Source organism: Sphingorhabdus sp. (assembly GCF_041737645.1).
Lineage (GTDB): Bacteria > Pseudomonadota > Alphaproteobacteria > Sphingomonadales > Sphingomonadaceae > Sphingorhabdus_B.
On record NZ_JBGSRI010000046.1, the window covers coordinates 83916 to 106764 of the forward strand.

The following is a 22849-nucleotide window of genomic DNA, read 5'->3' on the forward strand; positions in this document are numbered from 1 at the left end:
GTTAGCGCGAGTTGGTCGGGCTAATGATAATCGAAACTTCAATTTTCACATCCATTACATCTAAACGGCCAGAGTTAAGAGCCCGATCAGCAACAATATTCAGCGATTCCACGACGAGATAGGGCTGCTGATTGTTGAGAATTTCAAGCCATGCGATGAGTTGTTCATTTGATACCAGCGCAGTTGCGCTGGCCTGTGCCCAACCGTTTTGAGCATTGTCGCTTTCGGTTGTACGAAGTTCCCCGCCTACTTTGGACAGACTTGTTTCCAGCCGTTCTTTCAATAACTCACCGGCCTGTTCGGCATTTGCAGCCTTGACTGTATATTGCGACTGCAATTTCTGTTGTTCTTCGGCAGTACGACGAAGCGACGTAATTCGTGCAATCAATTTTTCATTCTGTGTGTAGTTCTGTTGCAATTCGATCCGTCGTTCAGCATTGGCAGAAAAAATGCCGTAAATTGGCGAAACCAAACCGAGCCAGAAAATCGCAAAGGCCGCGATGAGCAGCCCGACCGCAACCAATTTACGTTCGCGTGCCGTCCACGGTTTCATTTTGCACCTGCATAAAAAGTCGCACTAAGATCGAACGGTTGCCCTGTAGGGACCTCCGCCATTGCCTCTGCATTGGCGGCCCGGACATCTTTTAGATAAGGCGATTTCCGCAGTGCACCGATTACATCGATGCCTTCACGCTTGTAACCCGACAACCTTATTCTGCGCCCATCCCACGAAAAACGTTGAACCCATGCACGTTCGGGCATGGCCTGCGTGACCGCTGCCAAGACGACAAAAGCATTCTGATTTGCCCTTCGTTCAGCAAGAATTTGCGCCGATTTCTGGGTATTGGAAATTTTCTTTGAAATTGTACGCGCGGCATTAACCGCCGGCGCTTGTGCCGCAACAAGTGCCTCGAAATTCCTGACACTTTCGACATCCCGCCAGACGAGTGCCCCAATGTTGAGCGCGAATAGAAATGCGACGACCGCCCAATATGTTAAAGCCACAGGCCGGATAGCCGCGGTTAATCCGGCTGCGGTACAGCCCTGTGAAAAATCGATGGCCATGCGGCCAGGCGAAGCCTGATCAAAAAGGCCGATCCGCTGCGGCGGCGCAAACCCTGCCTCTCGGGCGCTCTCGAGCAATGTGACAACTGTCGCTTTACGTAAACCCGCGACAGTAACAGATGTGCGATCTTTTGCATCGGCTTTGGCCCCGACGATCAATTGTTCGGCGGGAATTGGCATTATCCGGTCGGCATCAAGCGCAACCACACGCGCAAGATCCGCTTCGCCCAGCACTGGAAGCACGATCTCGCGTACCAGGCACATCGCCGGATCGACAAGAATTGCCTCTGGATTTCCCGTTCCGTGCGAGGCCAATGTTCCGTCTTTTTGGTAATAGAGATAATTGCCGATAGCCCGGTCACTTTTGGCAAATGCAAAGGGCATGATCGTTTGCATTTCTTCAAGCCACCATGCAAAGCCCGACCGGAACCATCCAGTTACGGTCGCCATATCGGCATCAAGTATCGAGCCGGCCGCCATCAGATCGCCTCGCAACGGCCTGAGGAACGTTGTATCCGGCAAGCGGCATTCATGGTCGCACGCGGACGAATAATCAGGTCGGGCCACTGCCGCGAATCGCCTTGCCCGAATCTAACGCGAATTCGTATCAACGCAGGTGGTTGCGGGCGATCAATCCAGAATTGCTGCCAACGTCCGGAGGCACTAAATCGATCAGGTCCAAAATAGGAAATTTCGATGTCTTGAACACCGCGCAAAAGTCGATTGGGTTGCCAACCAATAAGTGCACGGTCGCGCAAATCTATACGATCATCAAGACTGCTCGCGGTATACAGCATGAGGTCGCCTGCAGGAGTAACGATCAAGCGGTATTTTTGCAGCGCATCCGGACCGAGGCGCGGTAACGGTGGCGCAGCAAAGCTCAGTATCCGCGAGTCTCCTTGGGTATCGACAATGGGTTCGGAAGAATCCAGCCGTACTGCCGAAGACAATCGTTCGAGTCTTCCCCGCAAAACAAGTTGGGCGGCGACAACGCTTTGGTCATCGTTCCCGCGCTTTTGTTGCGGCAAAGCGAGCCAGGCACTGTTTAAAGTGGCAACCATCATGGCGGCCGCCATTCCCAAAACCGCCAAGGCGACGAGAAGTTCGATCAGTGTGAACCCGTTTGCCACAGGCGCAGTTACACGTATGGGCGATATCGGCCGGTCTATATAACGGGAAATTCCGGTCATAGCGTCAACGCGCCAGCCGCAAGCTTTGGAGTGTGACAATAACTTTGCCGGTCGCAGAATCGATAACGGCAACGCTTATCGTTTCCAGACCCTTGCTATTATCTTTCGCAGAATCAGCCAGCCGTTCGACACTGGATCGCCAAATGAAGCGGCCGACACGACCACCTTGTCGCAAAGCACCAGCGCCTTCTTCGTCCTGCAATTCGGAAAGTGCGGATTGGGCAATCAGGATTGCGCGCCTGCTATCGGCCAGATGCCTTTTGGTGAGCGCGGTCGAATTGACGGTCTGGAATAGTAACGCAGACATCACTGCAAAAATGGCAAGCGCAACCATCGCGTCGATCAACGCATATCCGTTCCGGCGTTTCGATAATCCGGACCGTCTCATCTGCTGCTACCGATAAGACCGGTCGCAGAATCAACCGAAAAACTGGCCTTGCGCGGCCCCATGATCATTTGGACAGAACCGCCATTTGCGCTTCCGTCGCGATAAAAGCGAATGCCGTCACGGGTCGTCGTCAGGGTAACGTCATCCGCCAATTGTGGGGGCACGAACCGAGTTTCTTCGCCTTTGCCGATGGCATTGGCCCTTGCACCCGTCAAAGCAGATTCAACTGCACCGACCGCCATATTAAACCGTTGCATCGCCAAATTGCGTTCTATTGCCGGAAAAGCGATTCCCGACAAAAGACCCATTACCGCCAGTACAACCAGCATCTCGATTAACGTGAAGCCGCTGCGTTCAACCTTTCCAGTTGCCGACATCTTGCGCCTCTCCGCTCCCACCAGCAACACCGTCAGATCCCAGCGAATACACATCAACTTCGCCATGCTGACCGGGAACACGAAGCAAATAAGGCTTTCCCCAAGGATCGGTTATCGCCGATGCGTCCGGCAAATAGGGGCCGTTCCAAATCGGGACGGACGCCGGTGCCTTGACCAGCGAAGTCAACCCTTCGGCATTTGTCGGGTAACGGCCGGCATCAAGCCGGAAAAGTTGCAGCGATGCCGCTATATTCTTTACCTGGACCTGCGCCGTTTGTGTTTTTGAACTGCCAAGATAGCGGATCACTTGCGGGCCAACGATCGCCGCCAGTAACCCCAGAATTGCAAGTACGACCAAAAGCTCCAAAAGCGTGAAACCGTTTTTTCTGTTTTTATTTTTCATGATGAAATAGCCAATTCGTTAAAGCCCATAATCGCGGACATTATCGCAGCGATAATTGCCGCTACGCTAGCGCCCAAAATGATTGTGATGATGGGGGTAAGAATGCCGATTAACCGTTGAATGCGAATGCCAACATCGCGATCCAGCACATCAGCCAATCGCCCCAACATTGGCCCAAGTTGCGAAGTTTCCTCGCCGGTTCGCAGGAAGCCGATTGCAAGTTTCGGAAAGACATTGGCCGCAGCCAGAGGTGAAGCAAGACCGCCACCTTCCCTGACCCCGTCAGCAACTTGTGCGATTGCGTTGCCGATATGGCTGTTGGCGACAGTCTTGCGCGCCAACGCCAACGCATGGGGCAGCGGAACATTGCCATCTATCAACACGCCAAGCGTCCGCGCAAACCGCGCGGTTTCGATATAGCGCACAAGCATTCCAAGCTGGGGAACGCGCAACACCAGTCGATCGGTAACGATCCGTATTGCCGGTCGCGCGAGCAAATGGCGGACCATGAATCCTAAGCCCACTATTGCGGCAAGAAGCCACCAGCCCCAGTCGCGAACAAAACGGCTGGCTCCCATTACGAAAGCAGATGCGGGCGGTAACTTATCCTTTGCCTGACCGAACAGACTTTCAAACTGCGGAACCACAAACAGCAACATGAGCAGGATAACACCAACGGCGATGATCGTAAGCGAGATCGGGTAGATCATCGATGTGGCTATCAACCGGCGCAATGCTTCGGCCCGCTCCAACATTTCCGAAAGACGGGTTAGTGCCGAACCGAGCGCTCCATTCGCTTCACCCGCCTCCGCCATGGCAGCGGCTGCAGGGGAGAAGATATCTTGCCTTTTCTGCATTGCTTGAGATAGCGGAACACCGGTTCTGACTTCCTCGAGCAACGCCCCGAATTGGGCCGCTGCCGCTTTGTCTTCGACATTCGCGATCGCGAGAGAAAGTGATCGATCCAAGGGCAATCCGGCATTTAGCAAGACGGCAAGTTCGCCAGTTAAATTGATGGATGCCAGTCTGATCTTGCCGTTGACTTTCGCTTTAGGCTGGGTCGCCATTTTTTGATCTACGGCGGTTACCAATATCGGACGGGCACCGCCTTGACGGATCGACTGGATTGCAGCGGCGTGATCCGAAGCCTCGACAAAACCGGTCCCGACTGTCCCATTTGTCAAAACTGCACGATAACTAAACGTCGTCGCCACGCTCAATCGCCAACCGTGACGCGCACGGCTTCCTCAATCTCAATTATTCCGGATTTGGCCTTTGCCAATCCATCACTGCGCAATGTACGCATCTCGGCAGCAAGCGCGGCGTCTGCGATTTCGCGCGTATCTGCCCGCTTTAATATCAGCTTTGAAATCCTGTCATCTATCGTCAGGAATTCCAGCAAGGTTGTCCGCCCGGAATAGCCCGATCCTTCACAACTGGCGCATCCCTTTGCGCGATAGAATGTCACATTTTCATCTGCAGAAATCCCCAAATCCGCCAGCAATTCGGGGGAGGCAGCATAAGGCTCACGGCAAGATGGGCAAAGCTTGCGGACAAGGCGCTGGGCCAAAATTCCGCTCAGGACCGAACTTAATAGAAATGGCTCAACCTCCATATCGATCAGACGGGTCACCGCGCCAGCTGCGCTGTTTGTATGGAGCGTCGAAAGGATCATATGGCCGGTAAGCGCCGCCTGAACTGCGATCTGGGCGGTCTCTGTATCGCGGATTTCGCCGACCATCATGACATCGGGATCAAGCCGCAGAAAAGACCTTAAGGCCGATCCGAATGTAAAGCCGATCTGCGGATTGACCTGTGTCTGGATGACACCGGGAAGTCGATATTCAATGGGATCTTCAACCGTCAGCAATTTGCGCGAACTGGTGTTTAACTCGGCCAATGCGGCATAAAGCGTGGTCGTTTTCCCGCTGCCCGTTGGCCCGGTGACCAGAACAATTCCATAAGGCCGGTTTACCGCATTGCGAAGCTGCTGCGTTAATTCCGGGTCGAAACCCAATGATACGAAATCGAGCGCCAGCTTGGATCTGTCCAATATCCGCATCACGACGCTTTCGCCATGAATTGCGGGCGTTGTTGCGACGCGTAAGTCAATGTCTTGGCCGCGCACGGCAATCCTCAACCGGCCGTCTTGCGGCAACCGCCGTTCGGCAATGTTCAGACCCGCCATGACTTTTATTCTGGAAACAAACGGCCCACGCATCGCCGATGGCAAAGGCTCGCGATCCTGAAGCACACCGTCGATCCGGAACCGAATGGCCAACCTGTCTTCGGTTGGCTCTATATGGATATCCGAAGCGCGCGCATCTGACGCAGCGGCAATCAAGCGGTTAACGGCCCTGATAACGGGTGCATCGCTGACCAGATCCTTCAGCCGTTCGATATCGTCATCGTCGGCAAACTCGTCGATCCCATCGCTGGCGGCAAGTGAGCCATACAGCCGGTCGATAGCCACATCGATGTCACTCGCCCTTGCCAATCGCACATCGACCTGACGGGCAAATACAAACCCGATCGATTGCCGGACAAAGGCGTCAAAAGGATCGACCAAAGCAATAACAACGGCAGAACCGCTGATCGACAAGGGGATCACCCGATTGTCCCTTAAAAATGCCGTCGAGAGCATATCGGCTCCGACTGGATTTTCCGGAAAGTCGTGGAGTTCGGAGATGGCCAGCCCGGTAACAGCGGCCAGCTTTTGCTGCAGAACCGCTTCGGAAATCAGCCCCAAACGGGTCATCACGACATCAAAGCGTTCGCCGCTTTCCTGCACCGCCAATCGCAGCCGCGCCATCGCTTCGTCGCTTAATAGCCCGGTACTCTCAATCACGGACTCAATCGTTAGATGAGCCGGATCCACAGCCATCGTCAACACGGATGACGTGGCTGATCGTGTCGCAATTGGAGGCATTATATTCTCGGGCACCTTTCAGTCTGTTTGATAGACTTCGAATGCTACAGTTTGTTTGCAATCGCCCCCGACAATGAGTCGGTCGCGAATTTTCCCGAGCCGGTAGAGGCGAAAAATATTTGTTGAAAATTTAGCGGCGAAATCAAAGCGCAGGCAAATTTTAATCATATAATTTAATATTTTAGGTCGGAATTCTGCGGTTTCCAGCGACTTTTACCAACCGCCACACTTCACAATTCTGTCATTAAATATAGATAGCAGCGGGATCGGCGAAAGCACAATCAAATGCTCGAGTCTATTCTGAAATATTAGTGCAATATTTGATATTTTCGGAAACACAGATTTATAATCATATTGTAACTTTCCAAATGTTTCAATGTTATTACATATTTGTGTAACAAGGCAGTACAAAAATCAACAATACTTAAATATTATCATGCACTTTGATAATATACTTTTTCTTTTGTCGAAATGCGATTTCAATAGTGTTTATGCTCAAGAACAAAGTCTCCTTTTTGTAATATGACCTAATTTTCAACCACTCGAAGGAATATTTTTCCATGAAAATCTCACGCATTCAACTTTTAGTGGCCTGTGCCGCTTCAAGCTTTGTTGCCAGTGCAGCCAATGCACAGGTAGCAATCCCCGCCGTCGAATTGCGCGGCGCTGGCGCGACCACCGTTGGTGACGTCGTCGTTCGTTCGCTGAACTGCATCGGTAACCCAGGTGCTGGCCTCAACCAATATGGCACCAACTCTAACCAGTTGTTGACCATCGCGCCCGGTAACTATGCACCAACCACTCCAACCGCAACTAACCCTGCCCGTGATTGTGCTACCCAGGAAATACAGCCGGCTTTTGAAGGCAAATATATCGGTACCGGTTCAGGCGGAGGCCGTCAGATCTGGCGCACTTTTGCAACCAATCCACCATTGACCGGTGCAGCTGGTAACCAGAACCCGTTCGGCACTTGGACCAATACACAATTCGCATTTTCGGAAGCTGTAACTTCCGTTAGCGATCTCGCAGCCTATAACGCGGGTGCAGGCAATGCAACCAACGGTGCCGGTGCTGCTATCCAGGTTCCTTTCTACGTCATTCCAATCGCTTTTGCCTATAACCCAGTTTATGGTAAGAACGGCGCAGCCGACATGACGTTCAACGTTAAGGTTCCTGCTTCGATCAACGGCGTTGTATCAGGCGGTCTGCGTTTGAACCGTTCTGCATATTGCAAAATCTTCAATGGTGAAATCACCAACTGGAACGATGCGGCATTGAAGACACTGAACAGCAACCTATCGTTGCACGACACTACTGATGATACGCTCGCTCGTTGGACCGCTGAAGGCGCGCCAATCCGTCTTATCGGACGTGCCGACCGTTCAGGCGGAAGCGACGTGTTCACACGCGCAATGGCTGCTCAGTGCGATCCTTTCGTCACAACCAACAAGTTTGACAGAAATGCTGAATCGTTGCCATATAACAATACCAGCACAATCGACATTCGTAACCTGCGTCCTGACACCCACTACTTTCCGACCTCATCGAGCAGCCGCTTCTCTGGTCCAGTTCAGTCGCTTGGTGGTTTGGTTTATGACCGCGTAACCGACAATATCTGCCTTTGGAGCGAAGTAAGCCCGACAACTGCACGTTGCGATGTAACACTTGCACCTGGCGGCGTGTTCACCAACACACCTACTCCTGGACTGTTCACGGTTTCTGACGGTTCGTCAGGTGTAGCCGAAGCGATCGAAACAACTGTAAACAACGCGATGATCAATTCGACAACAGCTGGTATCACGCTGAACGGTAAGTTCGGTTACATCGGTGCAGACTTCGTGAAGCCTGTTGCCGGACGTAATCTGTTCTCTGCAGCAGTACAAGCTGGTGCCTTGCCATCTTATGTTATGCCAAGCTCACTTAATGCATCGGCTGCATTCGGAACGATCCTGCCACCACAGTCAACTGCTGGTTCGGGCGCGTACAGCTTGCTGGATACACGTACACTTGGTTCGACCGATCCATATCTGATCATCGATCCAGTAACCAACCCAGCCACGCCGATCAACCGTGCAAACCCACTTCACTGGGCAGCTGCATTGTACAATCCAAACGTGCCAATCACATCGACGCTGGCTGCGCCTGCCAAGGGCTATCCAGTAACAGGTGTGGCATTCATGCTGACATACACCTGCTTCAAGCCTGCCAACTCGGCGGTACCTGGTAACAACGCAAACCGTTTTGGTATCGTTCAGTACATGGCATCGACTTTTGGTAAGATCACCAAGAGCAGCGTGAATACATTTGTAAGCCCCAACACGTTCAAGGGCCCAGGCGCAACTTCGATTGGTATCTTGTCGCAGTCGAACACCGCGGTTCCATCGGCTGGATGGCAGAACGCCATCACCGATACCTTCCTCAAGAAGGGTCCAGGAGCACTCGGCCTTCTGAATCTTTGGATCCAGGATAACTATCCAACGACCGCTCTGGACGTTGATGGTCTGGTTCAAGCCACCGATCAGAAGAGCAACCCAGGTTGCGATCCTACCAAAGGCGCATAACTTTCGACCCCCGAAAGTAGACTTTCGGCCCCGGAGCAATCCGGGGCCGTTTTTTTATCGCATCACCATTTTATCGCATCACCATGCGATCACCTCTGATTTGCAACGACTCGAGCTGCGAAAGCCAGCTTTGACCTAGCAATGAAACGCCTAAACCTTCACTTGCTATCACGGCATCAACATCGCGCCGCTCTGTCGCGGCCGCCGTCAAAGACGCAAGCTTTGTGCGTGCCATCGCAGTTTTCCCGCCGGCAGTATCAGCGCTTTCATTGTAAGCATCATTATCGGGCAACACCCCCGCCCGCGCGGCATCGTTCTGTGTGAGCACAATTGTCGATGCCCCTGTATCAACCAAAAAGCGCACAGGGGTGCCGTTTACACGCGCGTTGATGTAAAAAAGACCATCGGGTGCACGCAGGATTTCGCCGGTATCGAGTACGGCCCGCGGGCTAACATCCACAAAACCCATATTTCTAACGGCGACGGCGGCGCTCGGCACCGATGACGGAACAACGACGGGTTTAACATTCACAGGCGATAATGCAGGTAGTGCGAGCAAAGCCCATTTGCCCACCTGCCCGCCAGCAAGCATCCAAAAACTCATAGCATACCCCCAATTCAGGGGAGCATGATTAACGCGGCAATTACCAAAGCCAGGTTATGCAGTATCGTTAACGCCGCAACTTATTCGCGATTTTTACTCCGGCGCGCACTGCCCATTCGCGTCGGGCTCAGTTCCATCAGGGCATTTGTCACTGCCACCGAGATAGCCAAGAACGTCAACGAAAATTCGGGATTGGCGATCTGCACCCTGACCGGCGGCATCTGTTGCCCGGAACGCATTGGCGGCGATGGCCGATGCGGCGCTTGCAGGAGCCGGCGGCGAGGCCGTCGTCCCTAAGCTCGGCACGCCTGAAACTGCGCCACCTGCCTTGAAATTGTCGGCGTTTGTCACCCGCGCGGCGGCAACAAAAACATCACCCGATGCACGCACACCCGCATCGCCAGCGTCCACCGTTCCAACCGGTGCGATCAGCCTGACTGAAGAAGGCTCGATATCCAACGAAGGACGGAATGCCGCAATACCAGCGCCTGAAACACTGCCCGCACTATCGACTTCGGAAAATCCGTTCGGATTAAACCGCAGCGCGACGGGCGGGAAGTTCGATGAGCTTTTCGGACCCTGACCTGCGTTCAAATCGCCATTGGATGACCACAAAGTGATGTCGCCCCCGCGCTGTGTGAACAATCGGCTTTGGTTGAGAACGAAGCTGCCGTCGGTAAAGCCACGCACTTCGCCACCGCGCAGGGTCAATATACCTTCTGCACCAAGCGGGATACTGGATATCCTGCGGGCGGCGGCCAATAATTCATTGCGATTTATGATGCCGGTACCGCGCGTTATCGTGCCACGCCGGGTCAGTTGCGATTCAGTGCGGACAACAGAGCCAGCGATGAAATTGCCGCCGGGACCGACAAGCGTGATGTTGCCACCCCGTGCTGTCTGGATGGTACCGAGGCGTAAATCCACATTGCCGGTTTCGATTGCGGTCGCAACCAGAGGCTGGCCATTGACCAATATTTTGGTCGGTACGCCAGCCGGGTGTTCGGCGCTGATTGTTGAAGGATCGGTTTCATAAGTCGACAAGTTATCAGTATATCCCAACCGCGCCGGGAACAATGTTTCCACTGCGCGATATCCCCGAATGAACTGATTGAACGACGCGCTATTCGGATTGGACGCGGCGGCGAGTTCACCAAAGTAGAGCTGGTCAATCAAGAACCGGTTGCGGGTAATTTGGTTGAGTGCGGAAAACGCCGCATAAATGTCCGCATACCGACCGTAAATATCGGCACTCGTCGGAACAGTCGTTCCAAAGATCGAGGCAAAAGCTTGCGGCTCGTTTGACTTCAACCAAGAAGCCAGAACGGGCGCGTAAGTAAAGCGGGTGCGATCCGCAGATTTATTGCCAAGTTCGTCTTCGACTTGTTCAAACAAGTCGCCGTCGAGCCGGGCAAGATTGGCGGGGTCAAGATATGTGCTTTGCAAAGCGCCATATTGGATTCCCTTGCCTACCCCGAAAAACGCGTAAATGTCCGCACCTTGCGGATCAAGCCAAGGGTTAGCTTCATTGCCGATCGTGCGGATACCGCCTGCTTCATTTCCGGTCGATGTCAAAAACGGACCGAGATCGCGTCCGGCTTCAACAAACAATGCGCCTGCCCCGCCGACAAGGATGGAGTTGCCTTTAACAATGCTCCTGCCACTTGTGATCGGGTTGGTCCCGACAAGGGTGGAACCAATTATGTCACGGCCCGCGATGATGCGTGTTACGTCATTATCGCGTACATTCTGACCCTGGAAATAAAGGTCGACTATGTCACCGCCTGCGGTAATCTGCGCCTGTTTCGGCAAGGATATATCGGCAAGGTTTATCGTTCCAGCTGCGAAAATGCGCGCGGGCTCCGGATCGGATAAATGCGTAATCCGGCGATTGTGCAGAAGTCTGAGTTCATTGTCGCTGCTTGTATTGCGGAATGTCGGGAACCCGGTTGTCAAATTGGTGTCACCGCCAAAGAAAACGGAAGGTACAGCATCGCTCATTGCCAGAACGAGATTGGAGATATCTCCGCCGGCGAACAGCGACAGTTGTCCATATTCGCTTGCGTACATGACGTTTGATGTAAACAAGTTTCTACCGTCAATATTCCCGAAAATGATGTCGCTGTTGATTGAATTCAAGGCGAGTGACGGCGGCAAAACAAAGCCGGATACATTATTTGTCACGGTCAATGTCTGGTCTACACGGTTGCCGACAATCGTGACATCACCCGATCCGGTTAACCGCGCCCCGGCTATGGACGAGAAAAATCCTACATTCGATAACTGCGCTGTCTGCAATTGCGTACCCGTAACTCCGAGTGCGCCAAGACCACCAATGGTGACCGAACCTTTCGCTGACAGATCAAATGTCGCATCGGCAATACGAATGCGCAGTAAATTGCGATTGTCGAGCTGGAACGATCCCAGTGTTGAAGTCGTACCGGCAGCATCAACATTCCCGCCAACTTGTGCAAATGCGCTTCCCGAGGCGATATCGAACTGGCCGCCATTGATGTTTCGACCGGTTACGATCGCGAGGTCACCGCCGCCGAGGGTAACGAGCGTTTGGGTTCCATCAACCGATCCGGTTACAAGGCTATTGTTGAGTGCAACCGTAAGGTCGGAAAGGTCGCGACCCGCATGGATACTGACATCTCCACCGCCCAGCGCGCCAACGCCCGATGTGAAAAAGTTCGGTGCAATTGAGGCTATTGTATTCGTGTTGGTTGCAAAGCCATAGCGCCAGCGTTGATTTGGCGAATTTGCGCCAAATAACGTGGGCACATTTCCGCCGATCGATACATCGCGCAACGAAGGTGACAACAAAGATCCGTTTTCGCCGTTGATTTCGTTCCAGACGTCACGTCGGCCAAGAACATCATTCCCCGCATTTAACGAAATGCTGCCACCGTCTTTTGAGAATACCGGCGTGGTGCGAAGTCCGCTAAACGGACCGGGAACATAATTTGTGATGAATGCTTGTGGCTCGGGAAGGATTGCCCCGGCCAAATCATCAGCAGATGCACGGACACCGGCAGTGTAAACCGCTGTTCCGCCCACTTGTGCGGAAACAGCGTTCAGTGCCTCCGATCGAAGCACTGCGCCGACAGTTTTACGCAGATCGATATTGTTGGCTGCGGCTATGTTTATCGTGCCATCACCGGTTCGCACCTTAGTGCCGACATACGCCGTTTCGGACCGTAACGCCACTGTCGGCGTCAGGATATTTGCGACGGACCCAAAGCCTGGAAGATTTTGTTCGACACCGCGGCTATAAGCCTCCGCAAATCCGGAATCTCTCAAAAATGCAACTACATCACGCAATCGGGCTTGGACGCCGGTCGGGTTAGTGCGTGGTCCCAGGAATTGATTGCCGCTTTGGAATGCCGCATAATTGCGGGCCCGTGTTCTGGCCTCGGCTGCCGCACCCGTTGTTCCTAAACCCCAGTTCAAGACGGTATAAAAATCTGCGTTAAATTCAGGGTCAGTCCCGCTGTCCAGCAGACCGAGCAATTCGTCGAGCGAATATAGTGTGCGATCTACATTCCCGATTTCAGGGCCGTTGAACCCAAGCTGTAACGCGCCGGCCAACCTACCTGTGCCGCGTGTGCCCTCGATCTTATAGCTCGTCTCGCCGGAAATCGTAACCGAACCTGTGCGTGACAGGCTGATTTGCAACGGATTGGCCGACCCGGTTGTTGCGCCGGAAACAAAGTTGATGCTCGACGAATGCGCCGCGGTTCCATCCGAAAACAGAGGAAACAGTTCGGCGACACCAAATGGATCGCCGGTACCCCCGGCAGCTACTTGGTTAGCCAACGGATTATAAGGCGCATTGACATAAGATGGGCTGGATTCAGATCCCTGTTGGGCGATGCCGATCTGAATGGTTACCCGTGTCGCAGGTGGCCCTGCAATAATACTGGGCGTGATATTGCTAAATAGTTCCGAGTCCCCGCAAGCCGCGGCTTCACCAACGCCGCAAACAAGGTTGAGTGAGGGGCTATACGTCCGGTTTCCGCCACCCAATTGGTAGTTGATGTAATCGGGATTGGTTGCATCATGGAACGCAAAGAACCCGTCGCTCACGCTATTCCTGATGTCGAGATTGCCCTCGGAACGCAGGGTAATAACCGGTGCCTCGCCGCGAACATTTCCGTTGACGCGATATGCCATGTCGACAAACCGTTCGAAAAGCTCGGCTTCTTTTCCGAAAACAACTTCATAACGCGGCTGTCCGGCTAGCGGTCCGGATGTGTAATTGCCAAGCGGAGATTCGACTATCAACCCCGCTGCGATGGCGTCCCGATATCCCGCTGTGCCGTCGGCATTGACAATCTGCCCGGCACCGAGGTTCCAGTTGCTGAGCAACCGGACGTCGTTGAAAGAATTCAACTCGACGCCGGGGCGCAAGCGATAATCGTCCAGCGCTTCGCCATTTGGACCGGATACCGAAAAGTTCCGGATGAATTCAGGGATTGTACCGGGCGCAAAGTCGCTCAGGAAGTTCGACTTGCCAAGCGTGATCTCACCCGCATCAAGGGTGAGTACATCTGCAGGGAATGCCAATCTTAACCCGACCCCGGAATAGACGCCGCTGTTGAAAATGGCATCAAGGTCGAATGTGCGATACGCCTCGATCGACAGATCCCGTGCACCTGAAATCTGTCCACTGTTAATGAAATTGATGCTGTTGTCAGAAAGCAGCGGCGCACGGAACGAAACCAAGCCCCCTTGATCGCCCTGAGCCAACCGGTAAATTGTTGATTCAATGCGCGTCAGCTGATCGGTTACAAATTCGCTGATCAAGCGATCATTGGTCCGGGCTGCACCAACGTTTATCTTCGCGCCATCGGCGATTGACAAAAAGGCTTCGGTTCCGGTTGTTTCGGGAATGCCAATGCCGATCGTAACATTGCCGCCGCTCGCTTGGCGCGCATCGCGTTCGCCATAGCCGGACGTTGTTGACACAAGCGAAGCGGTGGCAGCGAGTGCGACACCATTGCGGCCGAATATCGAGATGTCCCCGCCATCAATCCGCGCATTTTTGTAACGCGGATCGGTCAGCGCGATGTTGGTAACATCATCGCCTGAAGTATCGATCAATCCGGCGATTGTGACGACGCCACCGTCTGCGGTCAGGCTGACGCTGTCTGCAAAGATCGACTGTCCTGTTGCAAGGTCAAGATTACCCGAGCCTGATCGAATGGCGATATCGCCCTGGAAACGGGTTCCAAATTTAGTGACGAACTCGCCCAGCGAGAATGCAGATTGACCTGCGTCGAGGAATAACGATGCGCTGCGATTGATTCCTGCCGCGATGCCCGAATTCAGATTAGCCAATAAGGTAACCTCGCCTTCGGCCGCCGAAATATTCAATGACCCCGCCTGACCGACGCCATTATCGACGATAAGCGAACTTGCCGAGGATGTATCTATGACGGTACCCACACCGGTCGAGATGAGGTTTATCCTGCCTCCATTTGCCGAAACGACCGTCTTGTCGATGCCATCATCAAATGTACGGGTATATCCAGGTGTCTGGATGGAGGCTTCGCCCTTTAGGAATATTGATCCTTCTGCTGTGACATCGACAGTACCGGCGGATGCGCGAATGATCGTCCCGTCAATTGTAATGTCTGATGCTATCCCATTGAAAGCATTACCGGCATTGAACGCAATCCGCGCGCCTGGTGCGGCGTCACCTTTGAATGCAGACCCGGTTCCGGCAAGCTTTGTGACATTAATCACACCGACAGTTGAGAAGCTGTAATCAGGGCGGATGTAATCTTGCCGCGGATCTGCAACGTTTGACCGGTCAATGATAAACGGCGTTATCAGATTGATCGGCGTATCAAGATTTTCGTCAAAATTGACCGAGCTGAACCCGCCTGCGCCGGTGATATACATCCCCTCACGCGCGGCAAGTGTTACGCCCGTTCCTGCAAGGCCGGCGTCAAAGCCATAGGTTCTGAATTGACCGCTGCCAAATGTGATGTCGGTCGCATCAATAGTGAGAGTACTCAACGCACCACATAGACGGGCACCTGCATCTTTGCACGCCCCGACGTCTTTGGATGAATTACCCAGTGTGACGTTATCGGCAAAAATCGCCACATCGCCGGTCAACGCATTTAGCGGGATGGGTTGCGACAGACCGATACCGGCGGCATCAATCGACAGATCCTTGTAACGGTAGGTTCCAGGATTGAAATTGATGATATCGGGTGACCGCAACGTTAACCGGCTTGCAAGGCCAAATTGCGCTTCGATTTCCGGACGGAATGTCAAGCTGCCGATCCGCAGGGCATCGGCAGACAGCGCAAGTGTGAATTCGCCACCGCTGGTTGCTGCGCCAATTTTCGCAGTTCGATCAATCGCAAATGTCCGGCTGGTATCCAGCGTAATCGAGGCTGCGCCCAATGTTGCCCCTGCACCGATATCAAGCCGCGCAGGTAGTAAAGTATTGCGAAGAATGAAATCGCCTTGACGGGTGACCAGACGCTCCGGGCCATTGGCCAGCCGGATCAGTGCGCCTGACCCGGTTGGGTCTATGTTGCCCGAAGAAGACCCGACAAGCCCATCGGCGTTGATGATATAATCACCCGTCCGCTTGTCATTCAAAATACCCGAAGCGGTTAAAACCGCGCCGGTCGTGCCCACTGCCGCATCTTCAATAGTTAGTAGAGAACCTGGGCCACCTACGGCCAATAACAATTCGGGAGCTGTGAAATTAACGTTGTTGTCGACCAATAACGTGTTGGTAACAACGTCCAAGCGGGTCGTTCCATCGGCGTTGTTGTTCCGGATGGCACCGATAGACAGGCTTTCCGCGTTGAAATTTGCAAGCGTATCGGTTGTCAGCAACACATAATCCTGCGTTGCGGCCTCCGCCAATGCACCGGCGGCTGCGATACGGATTTTCGTACCGCCCAAATCAACTTGTGCGCCCAGACCACCCGCGGATGGAGCAGTTGCAAATGCACCGGCGACCCGTAACGAGGTCAGTGGCGCAAGAACAATTCGAGCGGCATCGAGGGGAAGGAGCGGAGCAACATTGTTGCTTCTCTCTGCCAACTTGATTGCTGATGCCGTTCCGGATGTGACTTCGATGCGCGAAAATTTGGTGAATACATCTTTGGTCTGGATCGTAAATGATCGACGTTGGGATTCGGCAAACTCGGTCCCGGCGGTCGAATAGACGCCGCCGACCAAGACGCTGCCGTCAAGCAATGTCGTTGACGTGCCAATCGTCGGTACGTCTGCGCCGGCGTTTTCAACTATCCTGAGTGCACCGGGTAAAAGGGCGTAGCGCGCGGGCAACAAGATATATTCCCCGGCAGCAATTCCTGGAGCTGCATCAAGGGTTACGCTGCGTCCCGCATTTGCCCCGTAAATATCCCCACCGGCGGTTGTGCCATAATCTGCCGAATATATTGGATCAAACAACGCGATGGTTGCATTGTTTTTGGGTAGCAACGCATAGACTTGGCGGCCATCGGCAAATTGGAAGCCATCATTACCGCTGAAAATGTCGGGGTTGAACCGGTCGAGAACATCGCGCGAACCACCGGTACCCGGAATAAATTCGAAGGCAAAAACATCGCCACCGCCACGTGCATCGACGCGCACTTCGCCAGCCGCATTGCTATCGATCAAGATATCCCTGCCCGCCAGACGCAATTCGCCAACTGGCGCGGATGTCAAGACGGCGTTAGTTCCAGGCGAAAAGAAATATTCGATAGTATCTGTTGTGGTTCCGTATGGAATTAAGAGTGCGTCGTTGGAGTTCAAATTCGTCCGGGCCGAAACCGACGTAAGGCTGTCCGCACCAAATTTTAGAGAAAGCGTCGCTGGTGCGATGACCGTGGAACTGACTGGGGTGGACGAGTTCGAACCGATGTCGAGCAAACCTAAAGGTGCCCTTAAAACACCGTTTTGTTCAATATTCGCGCCCAAAATCCGAAGATAGCTTCCAGCCGAATACGGAGCATCGGGAATTGCACCGCCCTGCCCTTCTATTTTGACCAGACCGTTTACATTGCTGGATGCGACCGTGAATGGATTGGCATTATCCGGAAGACCGGCGCGGCGATTTTCAATAAGCTGTTGTAGATTTCCGGTACCCGTCGTCGCATAAATCTGCGCTGCTTTGAATGACAGATCGCCATTGGAAACCAGTTGCCCTGAAAGACCGGGTAAAATTTGTCCTTCGGAATTGGCTTGTAATGTTGTGCCGATCAATCGGATGTCACCGGAGGCGTCAAAGCTGACGCTTCCCCGGTCAACCCCGTCTATCCGGGACGATACGTTAAATTCGACAGCACCGACGATATCGATTGCCTTAGCGCCGAAACTGATATTTCCGGCGCCGGTTGAGACACCTTGCCCGCCAATAATCTGGTTGCTGCTCGCAAATCGGATATATGGTGCAAGTATCGACGCATTTGAATCCGCAGCCGCATTGATGACCAAGTTGCCAACCGAACGGCCTCCGGTGACGAAATCTGTGGTCGCGATAAATGCCTTGCCCAAATTGAGGGTGACATCACCGATTGTTGTAAAGCCGCCGCGTGCCACCAGTGTCTGGAAACCGGCGTCCATAATCTGTTGGGCGAAAAGGGCGTTTCCGGCATTTGCAGACCCGTCATCGCTTTGGCGAATAGTCGGTGCAACCCAATCAAGAAACCCGCCATTCGCCCGCGTTTTAGTTAAATCCGAATCTCCGTCATCGCCGCCAAATGCCGTAATCTCAGCCCCGGTTAGCAATGCGCCGTTGCCGATTATGATACGACCAGCGTCACTCCACTGGGCGACGGCTCCAAAACTGGTTTGGGAAATGCGCTCGTCGAACTGGCCGCTGCTGCCGTTCAAATTGATAACGGCTCCGGCAGCGGCGAATAGTTTGTTACTCGGGTCGATCGGCGATGTATTGCCTGTTTCGTTGAAAACGCCACCAGAACGCGCGGTTGATATCAGCCCCCCGCCAACCAGACGACCGGTGCTTTGCTGGCTGCCATTGGCCAGAAACGGCGCACGTGGATCATATAATGCCGTACCTGAAAGATCGGTGACACTTGATGATGCCAGATGAATGCCTTCATTCAGATCAACGCGGCCCGTAAATATCAAGTTGACGTCATCATTTCCTGCCGTAGCCGGATTGACGAGGCTGAATAGCTGTCCATTGGTAATTTGCTGGATACCGGCGCTATTCGGAAAGGCATCGATAAGCGACAAAGCGTTTTCATCAAAGCCATTCGCTTGACCGGCGACAGCGCCGCCAAAAATTTCGGTAAAACCACCGCCGCCAAGTGAAGCATCACGCACACCGACAACGCGCGAAGCCCGCGACGCGATGCTTAAAATTTCATCAAGCGTATCATTCTGGACTATCGAACCGCCTGCGATCCTTATCGTTCCGGCATTGTAAAGCCTTGGAATAGATATCGTGGCACCTGCTGCGCCGATAATCGAACCGCCTGCTTCGACGTCAAGTTCGGTCAAGCCGCCCAGTCGGAGATTTGCGGCCTTTTGATCCCATATATCTACCGGAATGCCCGCGGTAACTATCGAGCCGATATTCCCGCCCGTCGCCAGCGCCGTCAAAGACGTAATCGTTGCTATATCCAGCAACGATGGCAAAACAGATTGCGTTAAATTTAAGGTTTCTCCGGCTCCTATCCGGAATATTTCTGTTTCCAGAAATGCCGAATTACCATTATTATTATTGTTGAAAAGCCCGGATACAATGCGGGATTTGAACGCCGACAGATCAAGCGTGCCGAAACCTGTTTTCTGCAGGAAATCCAAACCGATACGGGGGCCTTTTCCGGTAATGGTTGAACCCATTGCGATATCTGGTGCAACAAGTTGGAACGTGCCACCGCCGCCAAAACCAAAGCCCTTGAGCGAACCGACTTCAAAGCTGATTTCCGATACAAGGCGATCGGGAACAAGCGACGGCGTGACGCTCGTCTCACCGATATTATAGGGCGTGAACCCGACCGTCTGGTTGGTCCCGCCAAGTGGCAGATCGGCATTTCCGGTGTTGCTGGTATCGGTGTCGGTCAGCCCCGCAGCAGCATATCGCGTGCGATTTATCAGCGCAATATCGCCGCCTTTAGCGGTAAGATCCAGCGTACCGTCGAATGCGATATACCCGCCAGATGAGACATCAAGCAACGCGTTCTGTGCGATTCTGATGCTACCTGAAAGGTCCACTGCGGCTGTCAGATTATTGGTTGTGGTTCCGATACCGGCAAAAACGCTGGGAGCAACTGTCAGGCTAATCGAACCGCCATCGACCCAAGCATTTCCTACTGGGCTATCCGGGGCGATGAAGTCGTTTACCCACAAGCCCGCTGTGGACAATGTTCCGGTCACTAAAATATCGAACGGGTTCAAAATGGGATCTGAAGCGAAGAAGGCGGCTAGATTATCATCGTCGCGAAATGCCGAACCCTCACTGCCAAGGCTTATGCCACTTGCGGCTCCAAAATCAGTGGTACGTGCGCGAATGGAACCGGACGCAGTGGTGATATTGCCATCCAAACTAATATTGCGCCCAGCCTCAATGCTAAACACGCCGCCATTTGCAAGTGACAGATTGCTGCCCGCTTCGAGCAGAAATCCACCGCTTGTGCGTAAAGAAATGGCAGAAAGGCCTGCGGCGGACAAAGCGGCATCGCTAAGCAATATGGAACCAGTTGGCGTTGGCAGTATCCCGCGCCCGATGACGATATCACCACTTAGTTCGTTCGTGTTCGTCCGGTCAAAAGCCCCTACGCGCAGGTAACCGCCGGATGGCAGGTCGCCGGCATTAGCCTGCAATTGCCTTAAATCTCCCGCAATAGTGGACGATAGTCCGGGGCGACGTCCGCTTTGAATTTGCCGGGCACCGGCAAAGGCACTGCCGCGCAATGTGCCTTTGATAGTGGCCGCAGATGCGCTGATAATCAGCGAGCCAGCGTCGCGACCTTCATCATATCCATATTCAAAACGACCACCTTGCAGAATCGAATTGGCATAAGTGCGGGAAATTCCGAATTTGGATTGCACTTCGGTAAAGCCGTCGCCGACTGCAACAAATTCATCATTCGGATCGGCTTGACCGATGTCAATGATCCGGCCGTCCGATGTCAAAAGGCGGCTGGTTCTTACAATGCCGTCGGCATAACGGACCCAGCCACCTTCGAAATCCAGTGTTGCGCCACGGCTGATCGTAATTTTGGGGGTTGCGGCCAAAGATGTAGCGGTTTCCAAAATCCCGACATTCAGGCTCAAATTTCCGCCCTTGGTCATCAACTCGGCGGCAGTCACGCCAATTTGGCTTGCGGCGCTACCCGATTCGATCAGAGGCGAGCCTATATAAGCGACACCATCATCGCGAACTCCTGTGATCCTCGGGTCGACATAAACCGCTGTACCGTTGAGTGTAAACTCACCATTTGTATTTGTTTCGCGGTAATTCGGGGTGTCGCGCAGTTCGTTCCGTTTAACCGGGTCAATCAGCAAACTGTTGCGCGACGCATCGAGCAATACGTCCTTAACGCCGCCGACGTCGATCAAAACACCGTCGGCAATGTCGATCCTGCTCGCAGCCAATGCTGCGAATACATCGGGTATATCCACGCTTTGGAAACGGCTGCGAACGAAGGTCTGGCCGGCTGCACCGCCCACGTCGACATTTGCGTTGGGTGCATAAATTAGGGAATTTTTTCCAAAGCTTATCGCGGCGGGACCAAATTCACCCAGCGGCGACGACGCGCCAGCAAATGGATTGAGATATACGCCGCCAATCTGAATCCGCGACGTTTTGAAATTGGCCGGCTCGGCAGATGTTCCTTGCGGGACAGTTTCACCATTTTTGTCAGGGGTTATAACCAGTCCGCTTGCCTCACCCGCGATATCCGCGCCGGACAGGATAATATTGCCACCCAATATTGAGATGCTACCGTTCCGGGAGACACTGGTTGTCGCAGCAATAAGCCCCGCGTTCGTAATGTTACCTGTCAACCCGGTGCCAAGGGAAGCGTAGCCGCGCGTTGTTTCAATAAGACCGGAGTTGATTACCGTATCGGTTGCTACACCAAAGGATGTCCGAAGGATTAGGCCGCGAACCAGAGGATCGACTGAATCGGTGGCTCCAGTCGACGCGGTTGCGGTGATAGCCCTGCCCGCCTGCAGACTAACCTGACCTTCCGATGCAGATATATATCCGTCATTGGATACGCGCGGACCCGCCAATATTACAAAGCCGCCTGTTCCAGCGGTAATATTCGCACCGCGTTCGACCGTTATTGCTGCATTGGGATTGGCATCGAATGCCGAACTGAAGTTTGAAGACGTATAAAAACCGGATACTTCGGACGATACAATAGTTGACCCCAGAACCTGGTCGGCCTGACCTACTGATGGTTGAAGCAAGCCGTTTTGTAAAAAGCTGATATTGCGTTCGCTTAAGGTCAGTCCGACAAACCCGTTTTCGATCGTGCCGTTGGGCGCGATGACATTCCCTGTTTTTACAAAATTTCCGATTTCCAGACTACTGGCCAGCAATGAATTCGCGCTTACTTGCGCGCCATTGCCGAACAAAACGCCGTTACGGTTTAAGACAATAACCGTGCCATCGGCCTTGATAGAGCCAAGGATTTGCGAAGGAGAGGCGGCTGCGTCGACCACACGGTTGACCGCGACCCAATCCTTATTTTTACCCTGATCGAATTGAACGGTGGTGTTGCGGCCAACGTCAAACCGGTCCCAGGACAAAATCGCACGAGACTCATTTTGGACAATGGTCACCAAGCTGGAGCTGCCCGTTACCGTTTCGGTAGGCAAACCCGCGCCCTGCCATGTGACGCGACCTGTGGAATCCTGCGCTGCCCGCAAAGCTCCTGCGGCAAGCGCTTCGCGGGTGACCCCGCGTGCAATGACGAGACCTTGCAAGCCTTCGGGAACTACTACACCGCCAGCCGCTGCACGTGCCTGTTTGACAAATCGCTGAATATCATCGGCGCGCGTTTGCGTGGCAACGGAGCGGTCCAGCGCTTCGGTTGCGGCACGGGGTCGCACTTGACCAGGAACCGCGCGCGGCGCAACCACCGGGGCAGTGGCCGTAGCACCCCGACGAGCCGCCAACTGAGCATGAGCAGCGGTGGGATCAATCAACGTCGCAAGAACGGCTACGCTTGCAGTACGCATCAAAATAGAACGCGTACCAAACCCAAGCCGCGTCAAGCGGACATTCAAATCAACCATGTCAAATTACCCATTTTTTTAGAAAAAGCCGTTTCGAGAAAAGTTACGAATCGGTTAATTTCAACAGCTAGG

Annotated in this window: 11 protein-coding genes; 1 reads left to right on the forward strand and 10 read right to left on the reverse strand. The window is 53.5% G+C overall.

Annotated elements, in window-relative coordinates; translation table 11 throughout:
• Position 1: 1 nt before the first annotated feature.
• The 8 genes from gspM to ACEW72_RS07780 are packed head-to-tail and all read right to left on the reverse strand — an operon-like array spanning position 2 to position 6271.
• Positions 2–553 carry a type II secretion system protein GspM gene (gspM, locus tag ACEW72_RS07745; protein ID WP_373475807.1) on the reverse strand — a complete coding sequence of 184 codons (552 nt, stop codon included), beginning with the start codon at positions 551–553 and terminating at the stop codon, positions 2–4.
• Positions 550–1545: a PilN domain-containing protein gene (locus ACEW72_RS07750; RefSeq protein ID WP_373475808.1), complete on the reverse strand. Its 996-nt coding sequence runs from the start codon at positions 1543–1545 to the stop codon at positions 550–552. Before ACEW72_RS07750 ends, gspM begins: the two co-directional genes overlap by 4 nt.
• Positions 1545–2255 (reverse strand): type II secretion system protein, encoded by a 711-nt coding sequence (locus ACEW72_RS07755; RefSeq protein ID WP_373475809.1) that lies wholly within the window; start codon positions 2253–2255, stop codon positions 1545–1547. The genes ACEW72_RS07750 and ACEW72_RS07755 overlap by 1 nt, the downstream gene beginning before the upstream one ends.
• Before the next feature lie 4 nt (positions 2256–2259).
• Positions 2260–2643, reverse strand: coding sequence for a type II secretion system protein (locus ACEW72_RS07760; RefSeq protein ID WP_373475810.1), 384 nt, complete (start codon positions 2641–2643; stop codon positions 2260–2262).
• Positions 2640–3020 carry a Tfp pilus assembly protein FimT/FimU gene (locus tag ACEW72_RS07765; RefSeq protein WP_373475811.1) on the reverse strand — a complete coding sequence of 127 codons (381 nt, stop codon included), beginning with the start codon at positions 3018–3020 and terminating at the stop codon, positions 2640–2642. The genes ACEW72_RS07760 and ACEW72_RS07765 overlap by 4 nt, the downstream gene beginning before the upstream one ends.
• The gene (gene gspG / locus ACEW72_RS07770) at positions 2998–3423 is read right to left on the reverse strand and encodes a type II secretion system major pseudopilin GspG (protein WP_373475812.1); all 426 of its coding nucleotides are present in this window, start codon (positions 3421–3423) and stop codon (positions 2998–3000) included. The genes ACEW72_RS07765 and gspG overlap by 23 nt, the downstream gene beginning before the upstream one ends.
• On the reverse strand, positions 3420–4637 hold the full coding sequence (locus ACEW72_RS07775; RefSeq protein ID WP_373475813.1) for a type II secretion system F family protein: 1218 nt from the start codon (positions 4635–4637) through the stop codon (positions 3420–3422). The genes gspG and ACEW72_RS07775 overlap by 4 nt, the downstream gene beginning before the upstream one ends.
• Before the next feature lie 2 nt (positions 4638–4639).
• Positions 4640–6271, reverse strand: coding sequence for a GspE/PulE family protein (locus tag ACEW72_RS07780; RefSeq protein WP_373475814.1), 1632 nt, complete (start codon positions 6269–6271; stop codon positions 4640–4642).
• A 641-nt stretch (positions 6272–6912) separates the two neighbouring features.
• On the opposite strand from ACEW72_RS07780, the gene ACEW72_RS07785 reads away from it, so the two are divergent.
• Positions 6913–8913: a substrate-binding domain-containing protein gene (locus tag ACEW72_RS07785; protein WP_373475815.1), complete on the forward strand. Its 2001-nt coding sequence runs from the start codon at positions 6913–6915 to the stop codon at positions 8911–8913.
• A gap of 70 nt (positions 8914–8983) precedes the next feature.
• Here ACEW72_RS07785 and ACEW72_RS07790 read toward each other — a convergent pair whose 3' ends face one another.
• On the reverse strand, positions 8984–9517 hold the full coding sequence (locus tag ACEW72_RS07790) for a TIGR02281 family clan AA aspartic protease (protein WP_373475816.1): 534 nt from the start codon (positions 9515–9517) through the stop codon (positions 8984–8986).
• A 93-nt stretch (positions 9518–9610) separates the two neighbouring features.
• The gene (locus ACEW72_RS07795; protein ID WP_373475817.1) at positions 9611–22777 is read right to left on the reverse strand and encodes a filamentous haemagglutinin family protein; all 13167 of its coding nucleotides are present in this window, start codon (positions 22775–22777) and stop codon (positions 9611–9613) included.
• Positions 22778–22849: the final 72 nt, after the last annotated feature.